This is a genomic window from Amycolatopsis sp. WAC 04169 (assembly GCF_003947535.1).
In the GTDB taxonomy this organism is placed as follows: Bacteria; Actinomycetota; Actinomycetes; order Mycobacteriales; family Pseudonocardiaceae; genus Amycolatopsis; species Amycolatopsis keratiniphila.
This window is the reverse complement of sequence record NZ_QHJI01000008.1, coordinates 15,187-33,598: the sequence shown is the minus strand read 5'-3', so window position 1 is coordinate 33,598 and position 18,412 is coordinate 15,187. Positions and strand designations below refer to the sequence as shown.

Here is an 18,412-nt window from a genome sequence, read left to right as displayed (position 1 = left end):
CCCCATGCGATCACTTCTGCGTTCCCAAGCCGTCCGGGCCATGGCCGGACGGCTCAGCTGGGGCCTCGGCGACCAGGCCGTTTCCAGCATCACCAACTTCGTGGTCGGTCTGTTCGTGGCGCGCTCGCTCGGCACGTTCGCCTTCGGCATGTTCAGCCTCGCTTGGGTCAGCTACGGCGTGGTGCTCAACCTTTCGCGCGGGCTGACGACGGATCCGCTCATGGTGCGGTTCTCCGGGGTGTCCACCGAATCCTGGCGGACCGCGACCGCCAAGGCGACCGGGACGGCGCTCTCCACGGGTGTCGTCGCCGGTGCCGTCAGTGTGGTCGCCGGTCTCGTGGTGGGCGGTCCCGTCGGCGGCGCGTTCGTCGCGCTCGGCTTCGTCATCCCGACGTTGCTGTTGCAGGACGCCTGGCGGTTCACCTTCTTCGCCGCGGGGCACGGGAAGAAGGCGTTCGTCAACGACGTCGTCTGGGGTGTCGCGCTGATCCCGGCGCTGTTCATCGCGCACCAGTGGTTCGACACGGTCGTCGCGTTCATCCTGGCGTGGGGCCTGTCCGGGGCGGTCGCCGCCGGCTACGGCTGCCTGCAGGCCGGGGTCCGCCCGGATCCGCGCGGGACGCTCGACTGGCTCAAGCACCACCGCGACCTCGGCACCCGCTACCTGATCGAAAACGTCAGCAACAGCGGCTCCACCCAGCTTCGGATGTACGGGCTCGGCGCGATCGCCGGGCTCACGAGCGTCGGCGCGGTCCGCGGCGCCGAACTGCTGCTCGGACCGTTCTTCGCGCTTCTGATGGGACTTTCCCTGGTCACCGTGGCGGAAGGCGCGCGGGTGCTCCAACGGGCCCCGCATCGCCTCCGCCACTTCTGCGCCGTGCTCGGCGCGGGCCAGGCGGCCGCGGCCCTGCTCTGGGGTCTCGCCTTGCTTCTGGTACCCCACGACGCCGGCCGGTTCGTCCTCGGCGACGTGTGGGATCCCGCCTCCGAACTGATCCTCCCGGTGACCATCGGTATCGCCGCGGCGGGTTTCAACACCGGGGCGGCCGCCGGATTGCGTGCGCTCGGCGCTGCGAAAAGGAGCCTTCGCGCCCAGCTGATCAACTCGGCCGGCTATGTCGGCTTCGGGCTCATCGGCGCCTTCTTGGCCGGGGCGTCCGGATCCGCTTGGGGGGTCGCCTTGGCGATCACCAGCGGGTCCGCGGTGTGGTGGCTTCAGCTCCACTCCGCTCTCAAAGAGCATCTGACTTCGGAGAAGGAAGAAATGAGGACGTCATGAGCACCGCTCCTCGGCTGAGCATCGGGCTCCCGGTCTACAACGGCGAGGACTACCTCGCCGAATCGCTGGACGCACTCCTCGGCCAAAGCTACGAGAACTTCGAGCTGATCATCTCGGACAACGCGTCCTCGGACCGCACCGAAGAGATCAGCCGCGAGTACGCGAAGCTGGACTCCCGTGTCCGGTATGTGCGCCAGCCGGTGAACATCGGCTGCGCGCCCAACCACAACTACTGTGTCGACGTCGCCCGCGGCGAACTGTTCAAATGGGCGTCCGACGACGACCTCTACGCCCGTGACCTGCTGGAACGCTGTATCGAGGCACTCGACGAGCACCCCGAGTTCGTCCTCTCGCACTCGTGGACGGCGATGATCGACGAGAAGGCCGTCGTCACGCAGGCACTGGAGTACCCGCTCAACACGGTCTCGCCGCACGCCGCGGAACGCTTCCGCAGCACGCTGTTCGCGCCCGGCGGGGACGACGACGGCGCGGTCATCCGCACCGAGGTGCTGCGCCGGGTCGCGCCGCTGGACAGCTACCACCACGCCGACCGCACGATCATCTCGGAACTGGCCCTGCACGGCCCGTTCCACCAGGTGCCCGACTGGCTGTACTTCCGGCGCGACCACCCCGGCCGCTCCGAACACGAGCACCCGACCGTGCGCAGGCGCGCCACCAACCTCGACCCGAAGCGCGCCGACAAACTGCGCCACCCGATGGTCCGGCTGCTCGGCGAATACGTGCTCGGCTACGTCAAGGCGATCCGCAACGCGCCGATCTCCGGTGCGGAGAAGCGCGAATGCTTCCGCTACCTGCGGCAATGGATGCTGAACCGGGCGGGGAACCCGGCCATGGGACGGATGCCCGTCCAGGCCGAGGCCGAACTCGGCCCGCGTGAAGTGTCCGTGGCCTCGGTCGTCGCCGGCCAGGAGGGACGAGTCCCTTGACCTCGCCCGTGAGAATCGGGCTGTTCGGGCTCCTCGGATCGGGAAACCTCGGCAACGACGGTTCCTTCGAGGCGGTTCTCGGGTATTTGCGCGCGGAGCATCCGGGCGCCGCGCTCAGCGTGATGTGCGGCGGTCCGGAACTCGTCGCGTCGCGCTACGGACTCGAAACGACCGCGTTGAACTGGTACGAGGGCGAGTACCGAACGGCATCGGGACCGCTGTCCATCGCCGCGAAGGGCTTCGGGAAACTCGTCGACATCTTCCGCACGGTGGCGTGGGTGCGGCGTCAGGACGTGGTGATCGTGCCGGGGATGGGTGTCCTCGAATCCACCCTTCCCCTGCGTCCATGGGGATTCCCCTACGCGCTGCTGCTGCTTTCGGTGTCCGGCCGCCTGGTCGGCACCAAGGTGGCCCTGGTGAGCGTCGGCGCCAGCGTGAGCACGCACCGGGTCACCCGGTCCGTGATCGGCTGGGCCGCGCGGCTCGCGACGTTCCGGTCCTATCGGGACGAACCGTCGCGAGACGCGATGCGTGCGATGGGCGTCGACGTCGCGAACGACCGCGTCTACCCCGACCTCGCCTTCGCCCTGCCCGCGCTTTCCGAGCCGGTGCTGCCCCGATCCGTCGGGGTCGGGGTGATGGCGTACCACGGCGGGAACGACGACCGACACCGCGCCGCCGAGATCTACGAGTCCTATGTGGACAAGATGACCCGGTTCGTCGCCGGGCTGATCGCCGACGGCCGCCCGGTCCGGCTGTTCATCGGCGACCGGGCCGACGCGCAGGTGGTCGACGAGATCATGCGGGAACTGGAATCCCCGCTGCTCGCCGCCGCCGACACGGCCACGTTGGACGAGGTGATGCGGGCGATGTCGGCGGTCGAGACCGTCGTCGCCACCCGGTATCACAACGTCCTGTGCGCGCTGAAACTGGCGAAACCGACGTTGTCCATCGGGTACGCCCGCAAGAACGAAGTCCTGATGACCACGCTGGGACTCGGGGAGTTCTGCCAGTCCGCCAGGGAGATCGACTTCGACGCGCTGGTGCGCCAGTTCGCCGAACTCGAGTCAAGGGCGGGCGAACTCACCGAGATCGTCGCGAAACGAAGCGCGGAGCAGGCGCGACTGCTGGACGAGCAGTTCGCCGCGCTGTCGGCCGCCTTCCTGCCGATGGGAGTCCGATGAAGGTGATCCCCGTGCCCGCGATCGCGGGCGCGTACCTGTTCGAGCCGACGCCGCACGCCGACGAACGCGGCTTCTTCAGCCGCACCTTCGACGCCGACGTCGTCCGCTCGGCCGGGATCGACCCGGACGGTTTCGTCCAGGACAGCGTTTCCCGTTCCCGCAAGGGAGTGCTGCGCGGGATGCACCTCCGTTCGGGGCTCGGCGAGGCGAAGCTGGTCCGGTGCTCGTGGGGCGCCGTCTTCGACGTCGTCGTCGACCTGAGGCCGGATTCGCCGACGTACCTCGGCAAGGAGACGTTCGAACTCTCCGGGGAGACGCAGGTGTCGCTGTACATCCCGGCCGGATGCGCGCACGGGTTCCAGGCGCTCACCGAGTACGCCGACGTCTCCTACCGGATCGACCGCGCGCACGACCCGGCCGAGGACGTCGCGATCGCCCACGACGACCCCGAACTGGCGATCCCGTGGCCGCTTCCGGTGGCGCTCATGTCGGATCGGGACCGAGCCGCGCTCCCGCTTTCCGCGGTACTACAGAACACGAGGTGAGAGCATGACCCGTCAGCTGCCCAAGTCCATGCGGGCCAACGAGCGCCTCCACGCGATGATCCCCGGCGGGGCGCACACCTACGCCAAGGGTGACGACCAGTATCCGGAGAATCTGGCACCGGTCATCTCGCACGGGCTCGGCGCGCATGTCTGGGACGTCGACGGGAACGAATACATCGAGTACGGCTCGGGGCTGCGCGCGGTCAGCCTCGGGCACGTGCACCCGCGGGTGAGCGAAGCCGCCCACCGCGAGATCGACCGGGGCGCCAACTTCGCCCGTCCGTCCATTGTGGAGGAACGGGCGGCGGCGAAGTTCCTCGAAACCGTGCCGACCGCCGAGATGGTCAAATTCGCCAAGAACGGCTCGGACGCCACCACGGCCGCGGTCAAACTCGCCAGGGCGGCCACCGGCAGGCCGCTGGTGGCGATCTGCCGCGACCACGCGTTCTTCTCCATCGACGACTGGTTCATCGGCACCACCGCGATGTCGGCGGGCATCCCGGACGGGATCACCGATCTCACCGTGTCGTTCCCCTATGGCGACCTCCCGGCGACGGAACGGCTGCTGCGGGAGCACGCGGGCCGGATCGCCTGCCTGATCCTGGAGGCGTCGACCCAGCTCGAACCGCCCGCCGGCTACCTCGTCGGCCTGCGGGAACTCGCCGACCGGTACGGCTGCGTGCTGATCTTCGACGAGATGATCACCGGTTTCCGCTGGTCGGAGGCGGGCGCGCAGGGGCTCTACGGGGTCACGCCGGATCTCTCGACGTTCGGCAAGGCGCTCGGCAACGGGTTCGCCGTCTCGGCGCTGGCCGGCAAGCGCGAGCTGATGGAACTCGGCGGGCTGCGCACCGGCGAGGACCGCGTCTTCCTGCTGTCGACCACGCACGGCGCCGAGACGCATTCGCTGGCCGCCGCGATCGCGGTCATGGAGACCTACACCGAAGAAGGCATCGCCGCGCGGCTGCACGCGATCGGCGACCGGCTCGCCGCCGGGGTCCGCGAAGTCGCGGCCTCGGCCGGGGTCGGGGAACACGTCGTCGTGCGCGGCCGGGCGAGCAACCTCGTCTTCGCCACGCTCGACGCCGGGAAGAACCCGTCGCAGGACTACCGAACGTTGTTCCTGCGGCAACTGGTCACGGGCGGGGTCCTCGGGCCGTCGTTCGTGGTCAGCAGCGCGTTGTCCGAAGAAGACATCGACCGGACGGTCGAAGTGGTCTCGCAGGCCTGCCTCGTGTACCGCAAAGCGCTCGACGCGGATGATCCGGCACCGTGGCTGGGTGGCCGTCCGGTGAAGCCGGTATTTCGGAGAAGGGTATGAGTTCAGGGATCGCATATCGCTCGACCGGCACACGGGTGTTCTGCACCGCGTTGTCCGTACTACTGCTCCAGGTCGCCGTTGAGAACACAGCGGTGGCGTCCGAAGAGCCGACTCGAGGGGTGTGCGGCACGACCGTCGGCGTCCCTTCCGCCCCGGAAGGCGCCCAGGTCGTCGATCCAGGCACCGATCTGACCGACAAGACCCGGTTCAGCCCGCCGGGGACCACGTTCTGGCTGTCGCCGGGCGAGCACACGCTGAGTTCCGACCAGTTCGGCCAGGTGATGCCGAAGGACGGCAACGTCTACCTCGGCGCGCCCGGCGCCGTGCTCAACGGACGCGGGATCAACCGCGCGGCCTTCACCACGCCGGCCAAGGACGTGGTGATCCGCGGGCTGACCATCCGCGGTTTCGTCGCCGAACGCGACCAGGGCGTGGTCAACCACGACTCCGGCGAACGCTGGACCATCGAAGGCAACGTCATCGAGGACAACGACGGGGCCGGGATGATGACCGGATCCGGCCAGCGGGTGATCGGGAACTGCCTGCGGAACAACGGGCAGTACGGCATCAACGCCTACCGCTTCGGCGGCGGGCTGACCGGTCTGGTGATCGAAGGCAACGAGATCACCGGCAACAACACCGACGATTGGGAGACGAAGATCCCGGGCTGCGGTTGCAGCGGCGGGGCGAAGTTCTGGGCCGTGAACGGCGCCGACGTCACCGGCAACTGGGTCCACCACAACCACGGTGTCGGGCTCTGGGCCGACACGAACAACAACGATTTCCTCATCCAGGACAATCTGATCGAGGACAACGCGTCCGAAGGCCTGTTCTACGAGATCTCCTACAACCTGGAGCTGATCGGGAACACCTTCAACCGGAACGCGCTGGTGCAGGGCCGGAAACGGGCCGCCAAGGGCGACAACTTCCCGGTCGCCGCCGTGTACCTCAGCGAGTCCGGCGGTGAACCGAGGCTACCCGCCCGGACCAGCCGGATCGACATCCGGGGCAACATGTTCTCCGACAACTGGTCGGGGATCACGCTGTGGGAGAACGCCGACCGGTTCTGCAACAGCCCGGCCAACACGTCGACGCTCTCGTGCACGGAACTGGTCTCTCCGACGTCCACCTGCTCCGCCCCGGGCATCGCGACCGAACCGCTGTACGGCGACTGCCGCTGGAAGACACAACGCGTTTCGGTGCACGAGAACACCTTCGAGTTCGACTCGGCGATGGAAGGCTGCCTGGGCCTGTGCGGGCGGATGGCGGTGCTCTCGAACTACGGGACCTTCCCGTCCTGGTCGCCGTACCGGGGCGCCGTGATCTCGGAGGCGATCACCTTCCGGCAGGAGAACCGGTGGTACGACAACCAGTACTACGGGCCGTGGACGTTCGTCGCCCACGACACCTCACGGCGGCTGACCGCGGCGCAGTGGCAGGCGGCGCCCTATCTGCAGGACACCTGCAGCGGCTTCGGAGAGCCGGTGACCTGCTGAAGGTTCACCTGTAAGTGTCCATCTGGGACCGTCCATACTGGCTTACCGTTTTCAGTATGCCCGCGTTCCTCGTTGTCCTGCTGTTGCTCGCGACAGGAGTCGTCCCGGCCTCGGCGGCTCCTGTCGCGGCCTGCGCCGCGGGCCCGGTCAGCCCCGGGAAACCGGACGGTGCCGTGGTCGTCTCCCCGGGAACGGACCTTTCCGCGAAAACACGCGAACTCCCGGCCGGCACGACGTTCTGGCTGACCGAAGGCAAGCACACGCTGGGCCCGGACGAGTTCGGGCAGATCATCCCCAAGGACGGCAACGCCTACCTCGGCGCCCCCGGTGCCGTGCTGGACGGTGGCGGCGTCAACCGCTACGCGTTCACCCAGCAGGCTCGCGACGTCGTCATCCAAGGCCTCACGATCCGCGGTTTCGCCGCGCCACGCGATCAGGGCGTGGTGAACCACGACTCGGGGGAACACTGGACCATCGAGGGCAACACGATCGAGGACAACCGCGGTGCCGCGATGATGGCGGGACCGCGTCAGCAGGTCATCCGGAACTGCTTGCGGAACAACGGCCAGTACGGCATCAACGCTTATCGGGCCGGCGACGGGATCACCGGGCTGCTCGTCGAGGGCAACGAGATCACCGGCAACAACACCGACGACTGGGAAACGAAGGAACCCGGCTGCGGCTGCACCGGCGGCGCGAAATTCTGGGCGGTGAACGGCGCCGACATCCGCGGCAACTGGGTCCACCACAACCACGGCGCCGGGCTGTGGGCGGACACGAACAACAACGACTTCCTCATCGAAGACAACCTGATCGAGGACAACGCGTCCGAAGGCCTGTTCTACGAGATCTCCTACAACGTCGTGGTCCGCGGGAACACCTTCCGGCGGAACATGCTCGTGCAGGGCCGGGCTTTCGCTGCCCGGGGCGACGATTTCCCGGTCGGGACGGTGTACATCTCGGAGTCCGGCGGTGAACCGCGGGTGCGGGCCCGGACTTCGCTGGTGGAGATCGTCGACAACGTCTTCGAGGACAACTGGTCCGGAATCACCCTGTGGGAGAACGCGGACCGCTTCTGCAACAGCCCGGCGAACACGTCCTCCGGTTCTTGCACGCTTCTCGTTCCCTCAGTTTCTTCGTGTTCCGCGCCGGGCATTTCGTCGCGTCCGCTGTATGACGACTGCCGGTGGAAGACGCAGCGGGTTTCGATCCACGGGAACAAGTTCTCCCACGGATCTTCCTGCTCGGGATATTGCGGGCGGATGGCGCTTTTGGCGAACTTCGGGACTTATCCGGAGTGGTCGCCTTATCGGGGTTCTTCCGTTTCGGACGCGGTGACGTTCCGGCAGGAGAACCGGTGGTATGACAACGCTTATTCGGGCGAGTGGCGGTTCGTGGTTCATGACACTTCGCGGACTGTGGGGGTTTCGGGGTGGCAAGGGGCTCCTTACTCGCAGGATGCCTGTAGTTCTTTTGGTGACGGTGGGTGCTGAAGGGTTTGGGGCGCGCGAGCGTGAGCGGGGAAGATTTTGGCCGTTGAGCGGCCGAAATCTTCCCCACTCGACCGAATTTCGGCATGACAGGTCCGTTCATGCACCTTTTCGAGCACTCTTGTCGGTGCCGAGGTCCATGGTGGTCGAGTGCACCGAGGAAACTGGAAGAACAGTCCCCTTCTGACCGATGGCCCGCGAGTCCTTCGCGTGGCGGAGCTCGAAGCCGCCGGCGTGCCGGCACGGACCATTACCCGCCGATGCGGTCCCGGCGGATCTTGGCAACGGCTGTTGCCCGGGATCGTGCTGCTCCACAGTGGAGAACCCACCGATGAACAGCGTCTCCAGGGCGCCCTGCTCCACGGGCGCGAAGGCTCGAGCCTGACTGGTATCTGGGCACTTCGCCGCCACGGTTTGGAGCGATTGCCCTCACCACGGGACGTCCACATTCTGATACCCCACGATCGGCGAGTCACCACGACGGGGTTCGTTCACGTCGAACGAACCCGGCACCTGCCGCGTCCCTACCTCCGCGGCGACCTCCCCGTCGCCCCCGTCCCCCGAGCCGTCATCGACGCCGCCCGAAGACTCACCGACGAAGACGAGATCCAGGCGATGATGGCCGAGTCCGTTCAACGTCGCTTCTGCACCACCGGAATGCTCACCCACGAACTCGACCAAGCGGGAAGAACCGGAACCGCGCTCCCCAGACGAGCCCTGGCCCCGCTGCTCGCCGGAGCGAGATCCGTCGCCGAGGCCGACGCTTGGCGGCTCTGGCGAAGATCCGGCCTCCCACCGGGGCATTGGAACGTCCCCATCTTCGACGCGGACGGGAACTACATCGCCACCCCGGACTTCTGGTGCGACGCATGCGCTTTCGCCTGGGAGATCGATTCCTACCGTCACCACGCCGACCTCACCGGTCATCGCGCCACCGTCGCACGCAACGCGCGTTATGTCGCCGCGGGGATCGTCGTGCTCCAGACGTTGCCGTCCCGCCTGCGCGCCGAGCCGGCGCAGGTCGAGCGCGAGCTGTTGGCCGCGTTCCGGACGGCGCAGGCGCGGCCGCGGCCGAACGTCAAGTTGGTCGCGTAGAGCGCCGCTTCTGGGCTACCTCGCCCACAGCGCGACAGCGATCCTCCGCAAACTCGACGGGCTCCCCGAAGCAGACCTCCGGCGGTCGACCGTGCCATCCGGGTGGACGCCGCTCGGACGTCGACTTCTCGTGGCCGGGCACGGCCGAACAGGAATGGCTCATCACGCCGGACGACACCACCGCCGGGATCCTCGCCTTCTTCCATGGCGAACGGGAGAACTGCGCCCGGTTGGCGGCTGTCACCCCCTTGGACGCCCTCGCCGCACGGGCGACGCGCCGCAGCGGCGTCGAGGAGCACCCGACCCTCGCGTGGGTCCTCTTCCATCTCGCGCAGAGCTTCGCCCGGCACGCGGGTCACGTCGACGTCGGCCGGGAACTGTTCGACGGCTTCACCGGGAAGTGAGCCGGTCCACCGCCCACCCCACCACCGGCACCACCGCGACAGCGACCCCGAACCCCCCGAAGGTGTCCGTCGGATAGTGCGCCCCCAGCGCCACCTCGGCCCACCCCATCGCGAGCCCCGCGAAAGCGACCAGCCCCACCAGCACCGAAGCCCCACCGACAGGCCCGAGGCCGCGCACGTCGATCACCAGCAGCCCCACGACGGTCGCGACGGTCACCGCGAAGGCCGTGTGCCCACTCGGGTACGAGAGGAATTCGCCGTGGATCAGCCTGCCGACCAGGGGTTTCAGTCCGGTGGTCAGCGCCACCGTCACGCCGCTCGCCGCCACCATGAGGATCGCGATCCGCTGCCGCCGGTGCCGCAGGCACAGCCAGCCGAACAGGGCGATCACCACGATCGCGCCCACCGGTTCGCCCGCGAAGTCGATGACGGTCGCCAGGTACCAGAGCGGGCCTTCGACGCGGTCGACTACGGGGAGTACGAGGGCGTCCAGTCCGGCGGTATGCGAGGTCCCGGCGTAGCGCAGGCCGAGGACGAGGGCGACGACCAAACCGAAGGCGCCCAGGGTCCAGAGCGGGATTCGCGCCTGCGGCGGGATCGCGGGCGGGCCGGTGATCACGCGTCGATCGCGGCCTGGTAGCCGCCGACGAGCCGTTCGAGGCCGACCTTCGGCGTGAACTCCTGCTCGTACACCAGCCGCGCCGCCCAGCCCATCTCCTGGTTCCGTTCGGCGTCGCCGACGATCTCCCGCAGGCGGGCCGCGAGCGACTCGGGGTCCCCGGGTTCGTGCAGCAGACCGGTGACGCCGTCTTCGACGAGTTCGCGGAAGGCACCGTGGGCCGCGGCGACGGTGGGGACGCCGGCGGCCATCGCTTCGACCACGACCAGCCCGAACGCCTCCAGCCATTCCGACGGGGCGATGACGGCGTTCGAGCGGACGATCAGCTCTTGACACTCCACTTTGGACTGAAGGCCGACGTAGCGGACATCGTCGCGGCCGTGGGCCCAGCGCGCGACCTCGTCCTGCATCGGGCCGGTGCCGGCGATCACCAGCGGCGGCAGCGGGCCACCCGCCGCGACGAGCCGATCCCAGGCCTTCATCAGCAGGCCGATGCCCTTTTCCTCGGTGATCCGGCCGAGGAACAGCAGGTGCTCCCCCGCTCCCTTACGCGTCTTGCCCGGATCGGTGACGAAGTTGTACTTCACCGCGAGCCGGTCGGCGGGCAACCAGGCGGCGATCAGGATCTCGCGTTGCGCCCGCGAGATGCAGAAGAACTTCGACACACCGGACCACCAGCGCTTGCGGTTCAGAACCATGCTCGCCGCCATCGGCACGGTGGCGAGCCCCGACTCGCGGTAGCACCCGTGCCGCACCGCCGGGACCGGCTTGCGTCCCACGCAGTCGGTGCAGATGTAGCCCTCGCGGTACAGCGTGCCGGGCGGGCAGATCAGCGTGTAGTTGTGCACGGTCGCGACCGTCGGCACCCCGGCGTCCGCGCACGCGGCCAGCACCGACGGCGAAAGCAGCGGGAACGTGTTGTGGATGTGGACGACGTCCGGCCGATCGTCGGCGAGGCGCCGGGCCAGTTCCGCGCGCACGGCCCGGTTCCACGGCACCTGCAGCGGGACGACGGCCTTGCGCGGCAGCGACATTTCCGCGATGTCGTCGCTACGCCGCTCGAACAGGCTCACCTCGTGCCCGGCCTCGGCGAGCAGCGCGGTCTCCTGGTCGACGACGTTGTTTTCGCCGCTCGGCTGCTCGGATCGGTACCGGTTGTGGATCACGAGGACCTTCACACGGACTCCTTGGAAAGCTCAGGGTCGGCTCGTACCAGCAGCGACGCGGCCAAGGCCAGGTGCAGCAGGTACGGCGACGCGTCGCCGAGGCCCGCCTCGGTGTAGGAGGCGGAAAGACAGTAGGTGATCAGGAAGATCGCACAGGCCCTGGCGGGCGACGGCGGCCGCAGCACCGCGACCACGATCAGCACCAGCAGGAACGCGGCCACGATCGCGATCCCGACATAGCCCTGCTCGTGGTAGACGGCGAGCCAGCTGCTGTCGATCGGGAGCCCGTCGTAGGACTTGTCGGTCAGCCCGACGCCGAACAGGTACTCGAGCGTCGTCCGCGGCGCGTCGAGCAGCGCGTCCCACACCTTCGCGCGGCCGGTGAGACTGGAGAAGTTCTCCTCCGACTGACCGCGCAGGAACCAGGTCTGCAGCAGCCCGCTCAGCGCCACCGCGCAGAACACCCCGACGAGCACCAGCCCGGTGAACACTTTGCGCGCGCGGGCGCTGGACATCCACTGCGACATCAGCGCCACCACGGTCCCGGCCACCAGGCCGAGCATGGCGGTGCGGGTGTGGGTCAGCAGCAGGATCGCGAACGACGGCACGATGACCACCAGCGCGTTCCGCCGCTCCAGTTTCCCGCCGAGCCACAGCAGCGTCGTGAGACCGATGACGATGGCCGCGTACTGGCCGACCTGCGGCGGCGTCAGCGGCCAGAGCGTGCCGGTGAGCCGTCCGCCGTATTCGAACGGCAGCGCGTTGCCCGGGCCCAGCGCGAGCCCGATGACCACCGTCACCAGCACCACGCCGTAGGCCCGGATATGCGTGCGGACGAGGTCGAGACCGCCGTTCCACCAGCGGGTCAACAACCACAGCGTGCTGATGAACAGCGCGAACCGGAAGCAGCGGAACAGCGCGCCGAAGCCGCCTTCCAGGTTCAGGCTCGCGACCACGCTCAGCACCAGCAGCACCGTGAGCAGGAAGAGATAGGCGCTCGGCCGGATCCGCAGCCGGGCGTTCAGCGCGAGCGCGATCACGAACGCGGCGCCCAGCGCGCCCATGGTGATCAGCTGGCTGACCGACCTCGGCAGCGGGATGACCGTCTTCGCCCCGGTCGAGCCCAGGGTGTTGATGATCAGCAGCGTCCAGGCGATGCCGACCGCCTTCGGGGTGCCGCGGATCGCCGCCGGACGGACCGCGGGTTCGAGCATGTCAGCCACCTCCCGCACGCGTCAGTTTGCTGCCCTGGTCCTGTTTGTAGGGCGCGCCCTGCCATTCGCCGAAGCCGAGCACGCGGCTCGGCTCGAACGCGACGAAGTTCCACGGCCCGGAGTAGACGTTGTCGTAAAGCCGGTTGCCCTGCTGGAACGTGATCGCCTGCTGCACGACCTCGCCCTTGTACGGCGACCAGTCCGGGTACGTGCCGAAGTTCGCGAGCATCGCCATCCGCGCGCAGCTCTCCTCGCAGCCCGCGACGGCCGGGTCGAGGACGAACCGGTTGTGGTGGATCTCCACGCGCTGGGTCTTCCACCGGCAGTCGGCGTTCAGGCCGCCCGACGCGATCGCCGGCTGCGCGCATTTCGCCTGGTCCGGCACCAGCCGGGTGCAGGAGCCGGACGACGTGTTGGCCGGGCTGTTGCAGAACCGGTCGGAGTTCTCCCACAGGGTGACGCCGTTCCAGTTGTTCTCGAACGTGTTCCCGGAGATCTCCAGTTTGTCCGTCCGCGCCTTCACCCTCGGCTCGCCGCCGGATTCGGACACGTAGATCGACGCCACCGGGAAGCTGTCGCCGCGGTCGATGTAGCGCTTGCCGTCCACCCAGTTGTTGCGGCGGATGGTGTTGCCGGTGATCACGGCGTTGTAGCTGGTCTCGTACATCAGCGCCGAGCCGTCGTTGTTCTCGATGACGTTGGCCTCGATGCGGAAGTCGTTGTTGTTCGTGTCGGCCCACAAGCCGACGCCGCGGTTGTCGTGCACCCAGTTTCCGGTGATGTCGGCACCGTCGACCGACCAGAACTTGACCCCGCCCGAGCAGCCGCAGCCGTCGATCTTGGCTTCCCAGTCGCCGGTGTTGTTGCCGGTGATCTCGTTGCCCTCGACGACGAGGCCGGTGATCCTGTTGTGCTGCGCGTAGGCGTTCATCCCGTACTGCCCGTTGCGCCGCAGGCAGTTCCCGCGGACCTGCTGCCGCGCGCCCGCCATCAGCGCCGCGCCGTCGTTGTCCTGGACGGTGCTCTGCTCGATGACCCAGCCGTCGGCCGAGTCGTGGTTGACCACGCCTTCGTCGTGCGGCGCGGCGAAACCCTGGACGGTCAGGTTACGGATCTTGACGTCGGCGGAGTTGCCGGAGAAGGCGTACTGGTTGATCTTCCGGCCGTCGAGGATCGCCTTCGGGCCGCCGATGTAGACGTTGCCCTGCTTCGGGTTGACCTGGTCGTAGCGGTCGTCGCCGAGCCGGTGCGTGCCCGGTGCCAGCCAGAACGTCGTCCCGGCCGGGTTCGAGCGGGTCTTCGTGGCGAGATCGCCCGGCACCGCGGGGTCGATCTTCACCGCCCCCGCCGGCGCTTCGGCCGGCCCCTCCGGCAGCTTGTCGCACACCTGCGCGACGGAACCGGACGGCTGTTTGCCCGGATCCGGTCCCGGTTCGTCGGCCGGGGCCGTGCAGGCGGTGAGCGTCAACGAGCCGAGCAGCACCAGAAGCGCTGCCCGGCGAAGGCGGTGCGGTCGTGCGATCACAATGGTGGATCCTCGTTACCCGATTCGAAGGTGAGCACGCTGGTGAACGTGGCCCCGTCGGCGGCGGTTCCGCCGCCGAGCAGGGTCCACGCGGGCTCGCGGCGGCCGAAACCCGCCGAGTACCAGCCCATCGGCGGCGTGGTTTCGCCGCGATGCGCCGACCAGGTGAGCTCCGGTGGGAGCTCGAACGAAGCCGTCCTGTCCTGGCCGTCGGCCGTCCACGACAGGACGGCCCTGCTCCCGGTCAAGGCGACCTCGACGGCGGGTCCGAGGTGGAACGCGAGACGGCAGTGCCGTGCCTCGCCGCCGCGGACCTCGTCGAGAATCGTCAGTTCGGTGCCGTCAAGTTCCACCGAACGCTGGTGCACCGACGGCGCGTAGCCGTCGTGTTCCGCGCTCCAGCGCGACGGCGTCCCCGCCGCGATCACCGTGGTGACCGCGTGTTTCGTCCACAGGAACGGCCCGCCGGATACGGACTGGTCGGTGCGGGAGAGTTCGAGCGTGTTGTGCCCGGCCGTGGACCGGAAGTACGACCGCCACTTCGGTTCGCCGTGGTAGCAGTAGGTTCCGGGGTCGGCGAGGATGTCGACGCCGTCGTGCCGGACCTCCACCGAGAGCGCGTCCGCGTGCGCGTGGGCGGCGATGGACAGGAAGCCGTGCGGCCCGCCGTCACACCGGCACCAGAGGTCGCCGTCGCGCAGGATGGTCATCCCGGCGTCGGCGAAGTCGTCCCGCCGTCGCGCCGGACGCCGGGCGCCGACCTGGATGTCCTTGGCCAGCGCGGAGAAGAGCTGGGTGCGGACGTCCCCGCCCGGCGTCTCCGGCCACCAGTCCAACCGTCCGAAAAGGACGGATCCGGTGTCGATCAGCGACGCCCAGCGGCTGGTCTCGTCGCCGTCGACGATCAGCCCAAAGCCGTCGTCCGCGTCGCCCTGCCGCGGCGGCCGCAACCGATTGTCCACAATGGACGCGAGCGCGTCGGTCATCCGGAGCAGGACGAGCCAGGTCGACTCGGGCACCGCGACCCCGGCGGCCTTCGCCTCCAGCGCTCCGGCGAGCCCCAATTCCAGGACGAGCCCGTGGTACTCGGTGGCGAGTTCCTGGTTCAGACCGGAGTCGAAGGTGTTGTGCCGCAACATCTTGTCCAGCGACGCCAGCGCCGCGTCCCGCCACTGGCCGGACTCGGGGAACCAGGCGAACGCGCAGGCCGCGGCGAGCTGCCCGGCGTCCTCCGCGATCACGTGGTTGTTCGCCGACGAACCCCGGCTCGGGAACGCGGCCAGCCAGCGCTGGTGGTGCCAGATCTGGTTGAGCGCCACGGGGTTGTCCTCGAACAGCGCCGGGGCCTGTGCCCAGCCGTCGAGCAGCCGCCGCACCCACACCCACGACAGCAGCCGGATGCCGAGCTCGATCCCGCTGACCCAGTGCACGCCGCGCATCGGCGGGTTGGCCGTCCACCACGAACCGAGGTGCGCGGCCACGCGTTCGGCGTACCGGTCCTCCCCGGTCAGGGCGTACGCGGCGGCCAGCACGGTGAGGTGCTGATGCCGCGACGGCTCCCAGATCTGCTTGATGTCGCCGACGGTCTCCTCGCTGCGGTACGGGATGTCGAAGGAGTACACATCGGACGGCGCCCGGCGGCCGGTCTTCGGGTCGTATGACCAGTCCGGATCGGCGAGGTCGTCCCGCTCGACGCCGAAGTACTCGGCGCGCCCGTCCATCAGCCGGTCGGCGGTGACGAGCAGATCCTTCACCGCTTCGCCCGAGACGGCGGCGAGGACGTCCTCGCCGGGCACCGTCGCGAACCGGCGGTCCGGCAGCCAGACCGCCTTCTCCCCCGCGACCCCGCGCCACTGGCGTTTGCGCACGACGTCGGTGACCCGGCCCGCGATCTCGGCGGGCCCCATCCTCGACAGTCTTCGCAGGTACCAGGACAGATCCATCAGCCCAGCCCCTCCTTGGCGTTGATCCGCACCACGGAACCGGTTTCGAGGCTGCGGTTGACCGCGAGCGTGGCCAGCGTCGTCGAAACGAGCGACTCGACGGAAACCGGCATCGAGACGCCGGTCGTCAGCGCGTTGACGAACGCTTCGAGCTCGGCGGCCTGGCCCTTGTCCCGGCCCTTGGGGATGCTGGAGCTCGCCCACTTCTTGCGGCCGAACACCGACGCGCGCGCGAAGTCGTCGAACTTCAGCACCTTGCCGTCGGCGGTGACGTCGATCGTCTCCTTGGGGAACGCCGAAGAACCGCTGGTGGTGTACGCGATCGACGCGGTCGAGCCGTCCGGGTAGCGCAGCAGGATCTGCAGGTCCTGGTGGCCGGGGGTCGCGGTGGCGTACACCGACACCGGGTCGGAGCCGAGCAGCCAGCTGACCGTGTCGATGAAGTGGCCACCCTCGCCCGCGAACCGCGAACCCTCGCTTTCGACCTGGTTGTACCAGCTGCCGGCGTCGAGCTGTCCGGCGTTGACCAGGTACCGCACGGAGGCCGGCCCGATCCGCGGTCCGAAGTGGAGCACCGACTCGTTCAGCAGCGGCGCGAACCGGCGGTTGAACCCGACCTGCAGCCGGTCGTTGCCGGATTCCTCGATCGCGCCGAGCACGATCTCCAGTTCCTTCTCCGACAACGCGAGCGGCTTCTCCACGAAGACCGCCTTGCCCGCGAGCAGCGCGCGCCTGGTCAGCTCGGCGTGCGAGCTGTGCCTGGTCACGACGAACACGGCGTCGATCGAGTCGTCTTCGAGCATCGTGTCGAGATCGGTGGTGGCGCGGGCGAAGCCGAACTTGCGCTTGGCGTTCGCCCCCGAGAGCGCGGAGGTGGTGACGACCTCGGTGAGATCGACGCCCTCCATCTCCGCGAGATGCGGCAGGAGCATCGAGGACGCGTAGTTGCCCGCGCCGACGAACGCGACCCGCACGCCGCCGCCCTTGGGCACCGCCCGGACCGACGCGGTCTTCGGCATCGCGACCTCGGCGACCTGCTCGGTGGCCGCGACGGCGCGCTTCTCGTACTCGAACAGCACCGCGACGGCCTTGAGCTCGCCCTCGTTCAGCTTCCGGTACGTCTCCACCGCGTCGGAGAACGCCGAGACGTGCGAGATCAGTGGCTCGACGTCGAGACGGCCGCTGCCCATCAGGTCGACGACGCATTCGAGGTTGCGGCGCTCGGTCCAGCGGACCTGGCCGATCGGATAGTCGCGGCCTTCGAGTTCGTACTCCGGGTCGTAGCGGCCGGGGCCGTACGAGCGGGAGAACCGGACGTCGAGTTCCTTTTCGTAGTAGGCGTTCCACGGCAGGTTCAGCGAGCATTTGCCGATGTCGATCACGCGGCCGCGGTCGCGGGCCAGCTTCGCGGCCAGCTCCACCGGCTCGTTCGTGCTGCCGCCCGCGGCGAGGTACACCTGGTCGACGCCGTGCCCGGAGCTGATCTCCGCGACCGCCGTGTCGACGACGCCGGATGCCGGGTCACCGCACTTCAGGGCGCCGAGCCGTTCGGCCAGCGCGCACCGGGACGGGTCCGGGTCGACGCCGACCACGCGGACCCCGGAGGCGACCAGCAGCTGCACGACCAGCTGGCCGATCAGGCCGAGCCCGATGACCAGCGCGATGTCGCCGATCTGCGGTTCGCCCTGGCGGACACCCTGCATCGCGATCGAGCCGACCGTGCCGAACGCGGCGTGCCGCGGGTCGACGCCGTCCGGCACCTTGGTGTACAGGTTCTTGGGCACCCAGTTCAGTTCCGCGTGCAGCGCGTGCTCGTTCCCCGCGCACGCCACGTAATCCCCGACGGCGACGTCGTCGATGCCCGCGCCGACCTCTTCGACCACGCCGCACAGCGAATACCCCAGCGGCGTGTACGAGTCGAGCTTGTTCATCGCCTTGCGGTAAGTGGCGCCGAGCCCGTTCGTGGCGACGCTCTGCATCACCTTCGCGACCTGATCCGGCCGGGCCTTCGCCTTGCCCACCAGCGAAAGGCTCGCCTCGGACACCTTCATCATCTCGGTGCCGGTGGAGATCAGCGAATAGGCGGTGCGGACCAGCACACCCCCCGGTTTGCACGCGGGCACTTCGACGTCGAGGAGCGCCAGCTCCCCGCTCTTGTAGTTCTGCACTACCTGCTTCACGTCG

The 18,412-nt window shown here is 68.7% G+C and carries 15 protein-coding genes; 9 read left to right on the top strand and 6 right to left on the bottom strand.

The genetic code is table 11. The features are described from left to right. Positions 1-4 precede the first annotated feature (4 nt). The 9 genes from DMC61_RS22325 (at position 5) to DMC61_RS41730 (ending at position 9,761) form a co-directional block, all read left to right on the top strand. A complete protein-coding gene (locus tag DMC61_RS22325; protein ID WP_125691049.1) occupies positions 5-1,279 on the top strand; it encodes a hypothetical protein in 1,275 nt (424 codons plus the stop codon). Further along, positions 1,276-2,226 (top strand): glycosyltransferase family 2 protein, encoded by a 951-nt coding sequence (locus DMC61_RS22320; RefSeq protein WP_072028994.1) that lies wholly within the window; start codon positions 1,276-1,278, stop codon positions 2,224-2,226. Before DMC61_RS22325 ends, DMC61_RS22320 begins: the two co-directional genes overlap by 4 nt. Then, positions 2,223-3,410 (top strand): polysaccharide pyruvyl transferase family protein, encoded by a 1,188-nt coding sequence (locus DMC61_RS22315; protein WP_125691047.1) that lies wholly within the window; start codon positions 2,223-2,225, stop codon positions 3,408-3,410. Before DMC61_RS22320 ends, DMC61_RS22315 begins: the two co-directional genes overlap by 4 nt. After that, the gene (locus DMC61_RS22310; RefSeq protein ID WP_125691045.1) at positions 3,407-3,955 is read left to right on the top strand and encodes a dTDP-4-dehydrorhamnose 3,5-epimerase family protein; all 549 of its coding nucleotides are present in this window, start codon (positions 3,407-3,409) and stop codon (positions 3,953-3,955) included. Before DMC61_RS22315 ends, DMC61_RS22310 begins: the two co-directional genes overlap by 4 nt. Positions 3,956-3,959: 4 nt before the next feature. After that, positions 3,960-5,276: a glutamate-1-semialdehyde 2,1-aminomutase gene (locus DMC61_RS22305; RefSeq protein WP_125691043.1), complete on the top strand. Its 1,317-nt coding sequence runs from the start codon at positions 3,960-3,962 to the stop codon at positions 5,274-5,276. Then, positions 5,273-6,772, top strand: coding sequence for a right-handed parallel beta-helix repeat-containing protein (locus DMC61_RS22300; protein WP_370456425.1), 1,500 nt, complete (start codon positions 5,273-5,275; stop codon positions 6,770-6,772). The genes DMC61_RS22305 and DMC61_RS22300 overlap by 4 nt, the downstream gene beginning before the upstream one ends. Before the next feature lie 56 nt (positions 6,773-6,828). Continuing rightward, positions 6,829-8,265, top strand: a complete 1,437-nt coding sequence (locus tag DMC61_RS22295; protein WP_125691041.1) for a right-handed parallel beta-helix repeat-containing protein — start codon at positions 6,829-6,831, stop codon at positions 8,263-8,265. A gap of 207 nt (positions 8,266-8,472) precedes the next feature. Beyond that, positions 8,473-9,357 (top strand): hypothetical protein, encoded by an 885-nt coding sequence (locus tag DMC61_RS41735; protein ID WP_233594910.1) that lies wholly within the window; start codon positions 8,473-8,475, stop codon positions 9,355-9,357. A gap of 161 nt (positions 9,358-9,518) precedes the next feature. Beyond that, a complete protein-coding gene (locus tag DMC61_RS41730; RefSeq protein WP_233594936.1) occupies positions 9,519-9,761 on the top strand; it encodes a DUF664 domain-containing protein in 243 nt (80 codons plus the stop codon). On the opposite strand, the gene DMC61_RS22280 is transcribed toward DMC61_RS41730, so the two are convergent. From DMC61_RS22280 to DMC61_RS22255, 6 genes are read right to left on the bottom strand one after another with little or no spacing between them, the layout of a single operon-like run. Next, positions 9,748-10,380, bottom strand: a complete 633-nt coding sequence (locus DMC61_RS22280) for a phosphatase PAP2 family protein (RefSeq protein WP_125691039.1) — start codon at positions 10,378-10,380, stop codon at positions 9,748-9,750. The genes DMC61_RS41730 and DMC61_RS22280 overlap by 14 nt on opposite strands. Further along, positions 10,377-11,558: a glycosyltransferase family 4 protein gene (locus DMC61_RS22275; protein ID WP_125691037.1), complete on the bottom strand. Its 1,182-nt coding sequence runs from the start codon at positions 11,556-11,558 to the stop codon at positions 10,377-10,379. The genes DMC61_RS22280 and DMC61_RS22275 overlap by 4 nt, the downstream gene beginning before the upstream one ends. Continuing rightward, positions 11,555-12,760 carry an O-antigen ligase gene (locus tag DMC61_RS22270; protein WP_125691035.1) on the bottom strand — a complete coding sequence of 402 codons (1,206 nt, stop codon included), beginning with the start codon at positions 12,758-12,760 and terminating at the stop codon, positions 11,555-11,557. The genes DMC61_RS22275 and DMC61_RS22270 overlap by 4 nt, the downstream gene beginning before the upstream one ends. A gap of 1 nt (position 12,761) precedes the next feature. Next, positions 12,762-14,285: a right-handed parallel beta-helix repeat-containing protein gene (locus tag DMC61_RS22265; protein WP_125691033.1), complete on the bottom strand. Its 1,524-nt coding sequence runs from the start codon at positions 14,283-14,285 to the stop codon at positions 12,762-12,764. Further along, positions 14,282-16,228, bottom strand: coding sequence for an alginate lyase family protein (locus DMC61_RS22260; RefSeq protein ID WP_125691031.1), 1,947 nt, complete (start codon positions 16,226-16,228; stop codon positions 14,282-14,284). The genes DMC61_RS22265 and DMC61_RS22260 overlap by 4 nt, the downstream gene beginning before the upstream one ends. Next, positions 16,228-18,408: a bi-domain-containing oxidoreductase gene (locus DMC61_RS22255; protein WP_125691029.1), complete on the bottom strand. Its 2,181-nt coding sequence runs from the start codon at positions 18,406-18,408 to the stop codon at positions 16,228-16,230. The genes DMC61_RS22260 and DMC61_RS22255 overlap by 1 nt, the downstream gene beginning before the upstream one ends. Positions 18,409-18,412 lie beyond the last annotated feature (4 nt).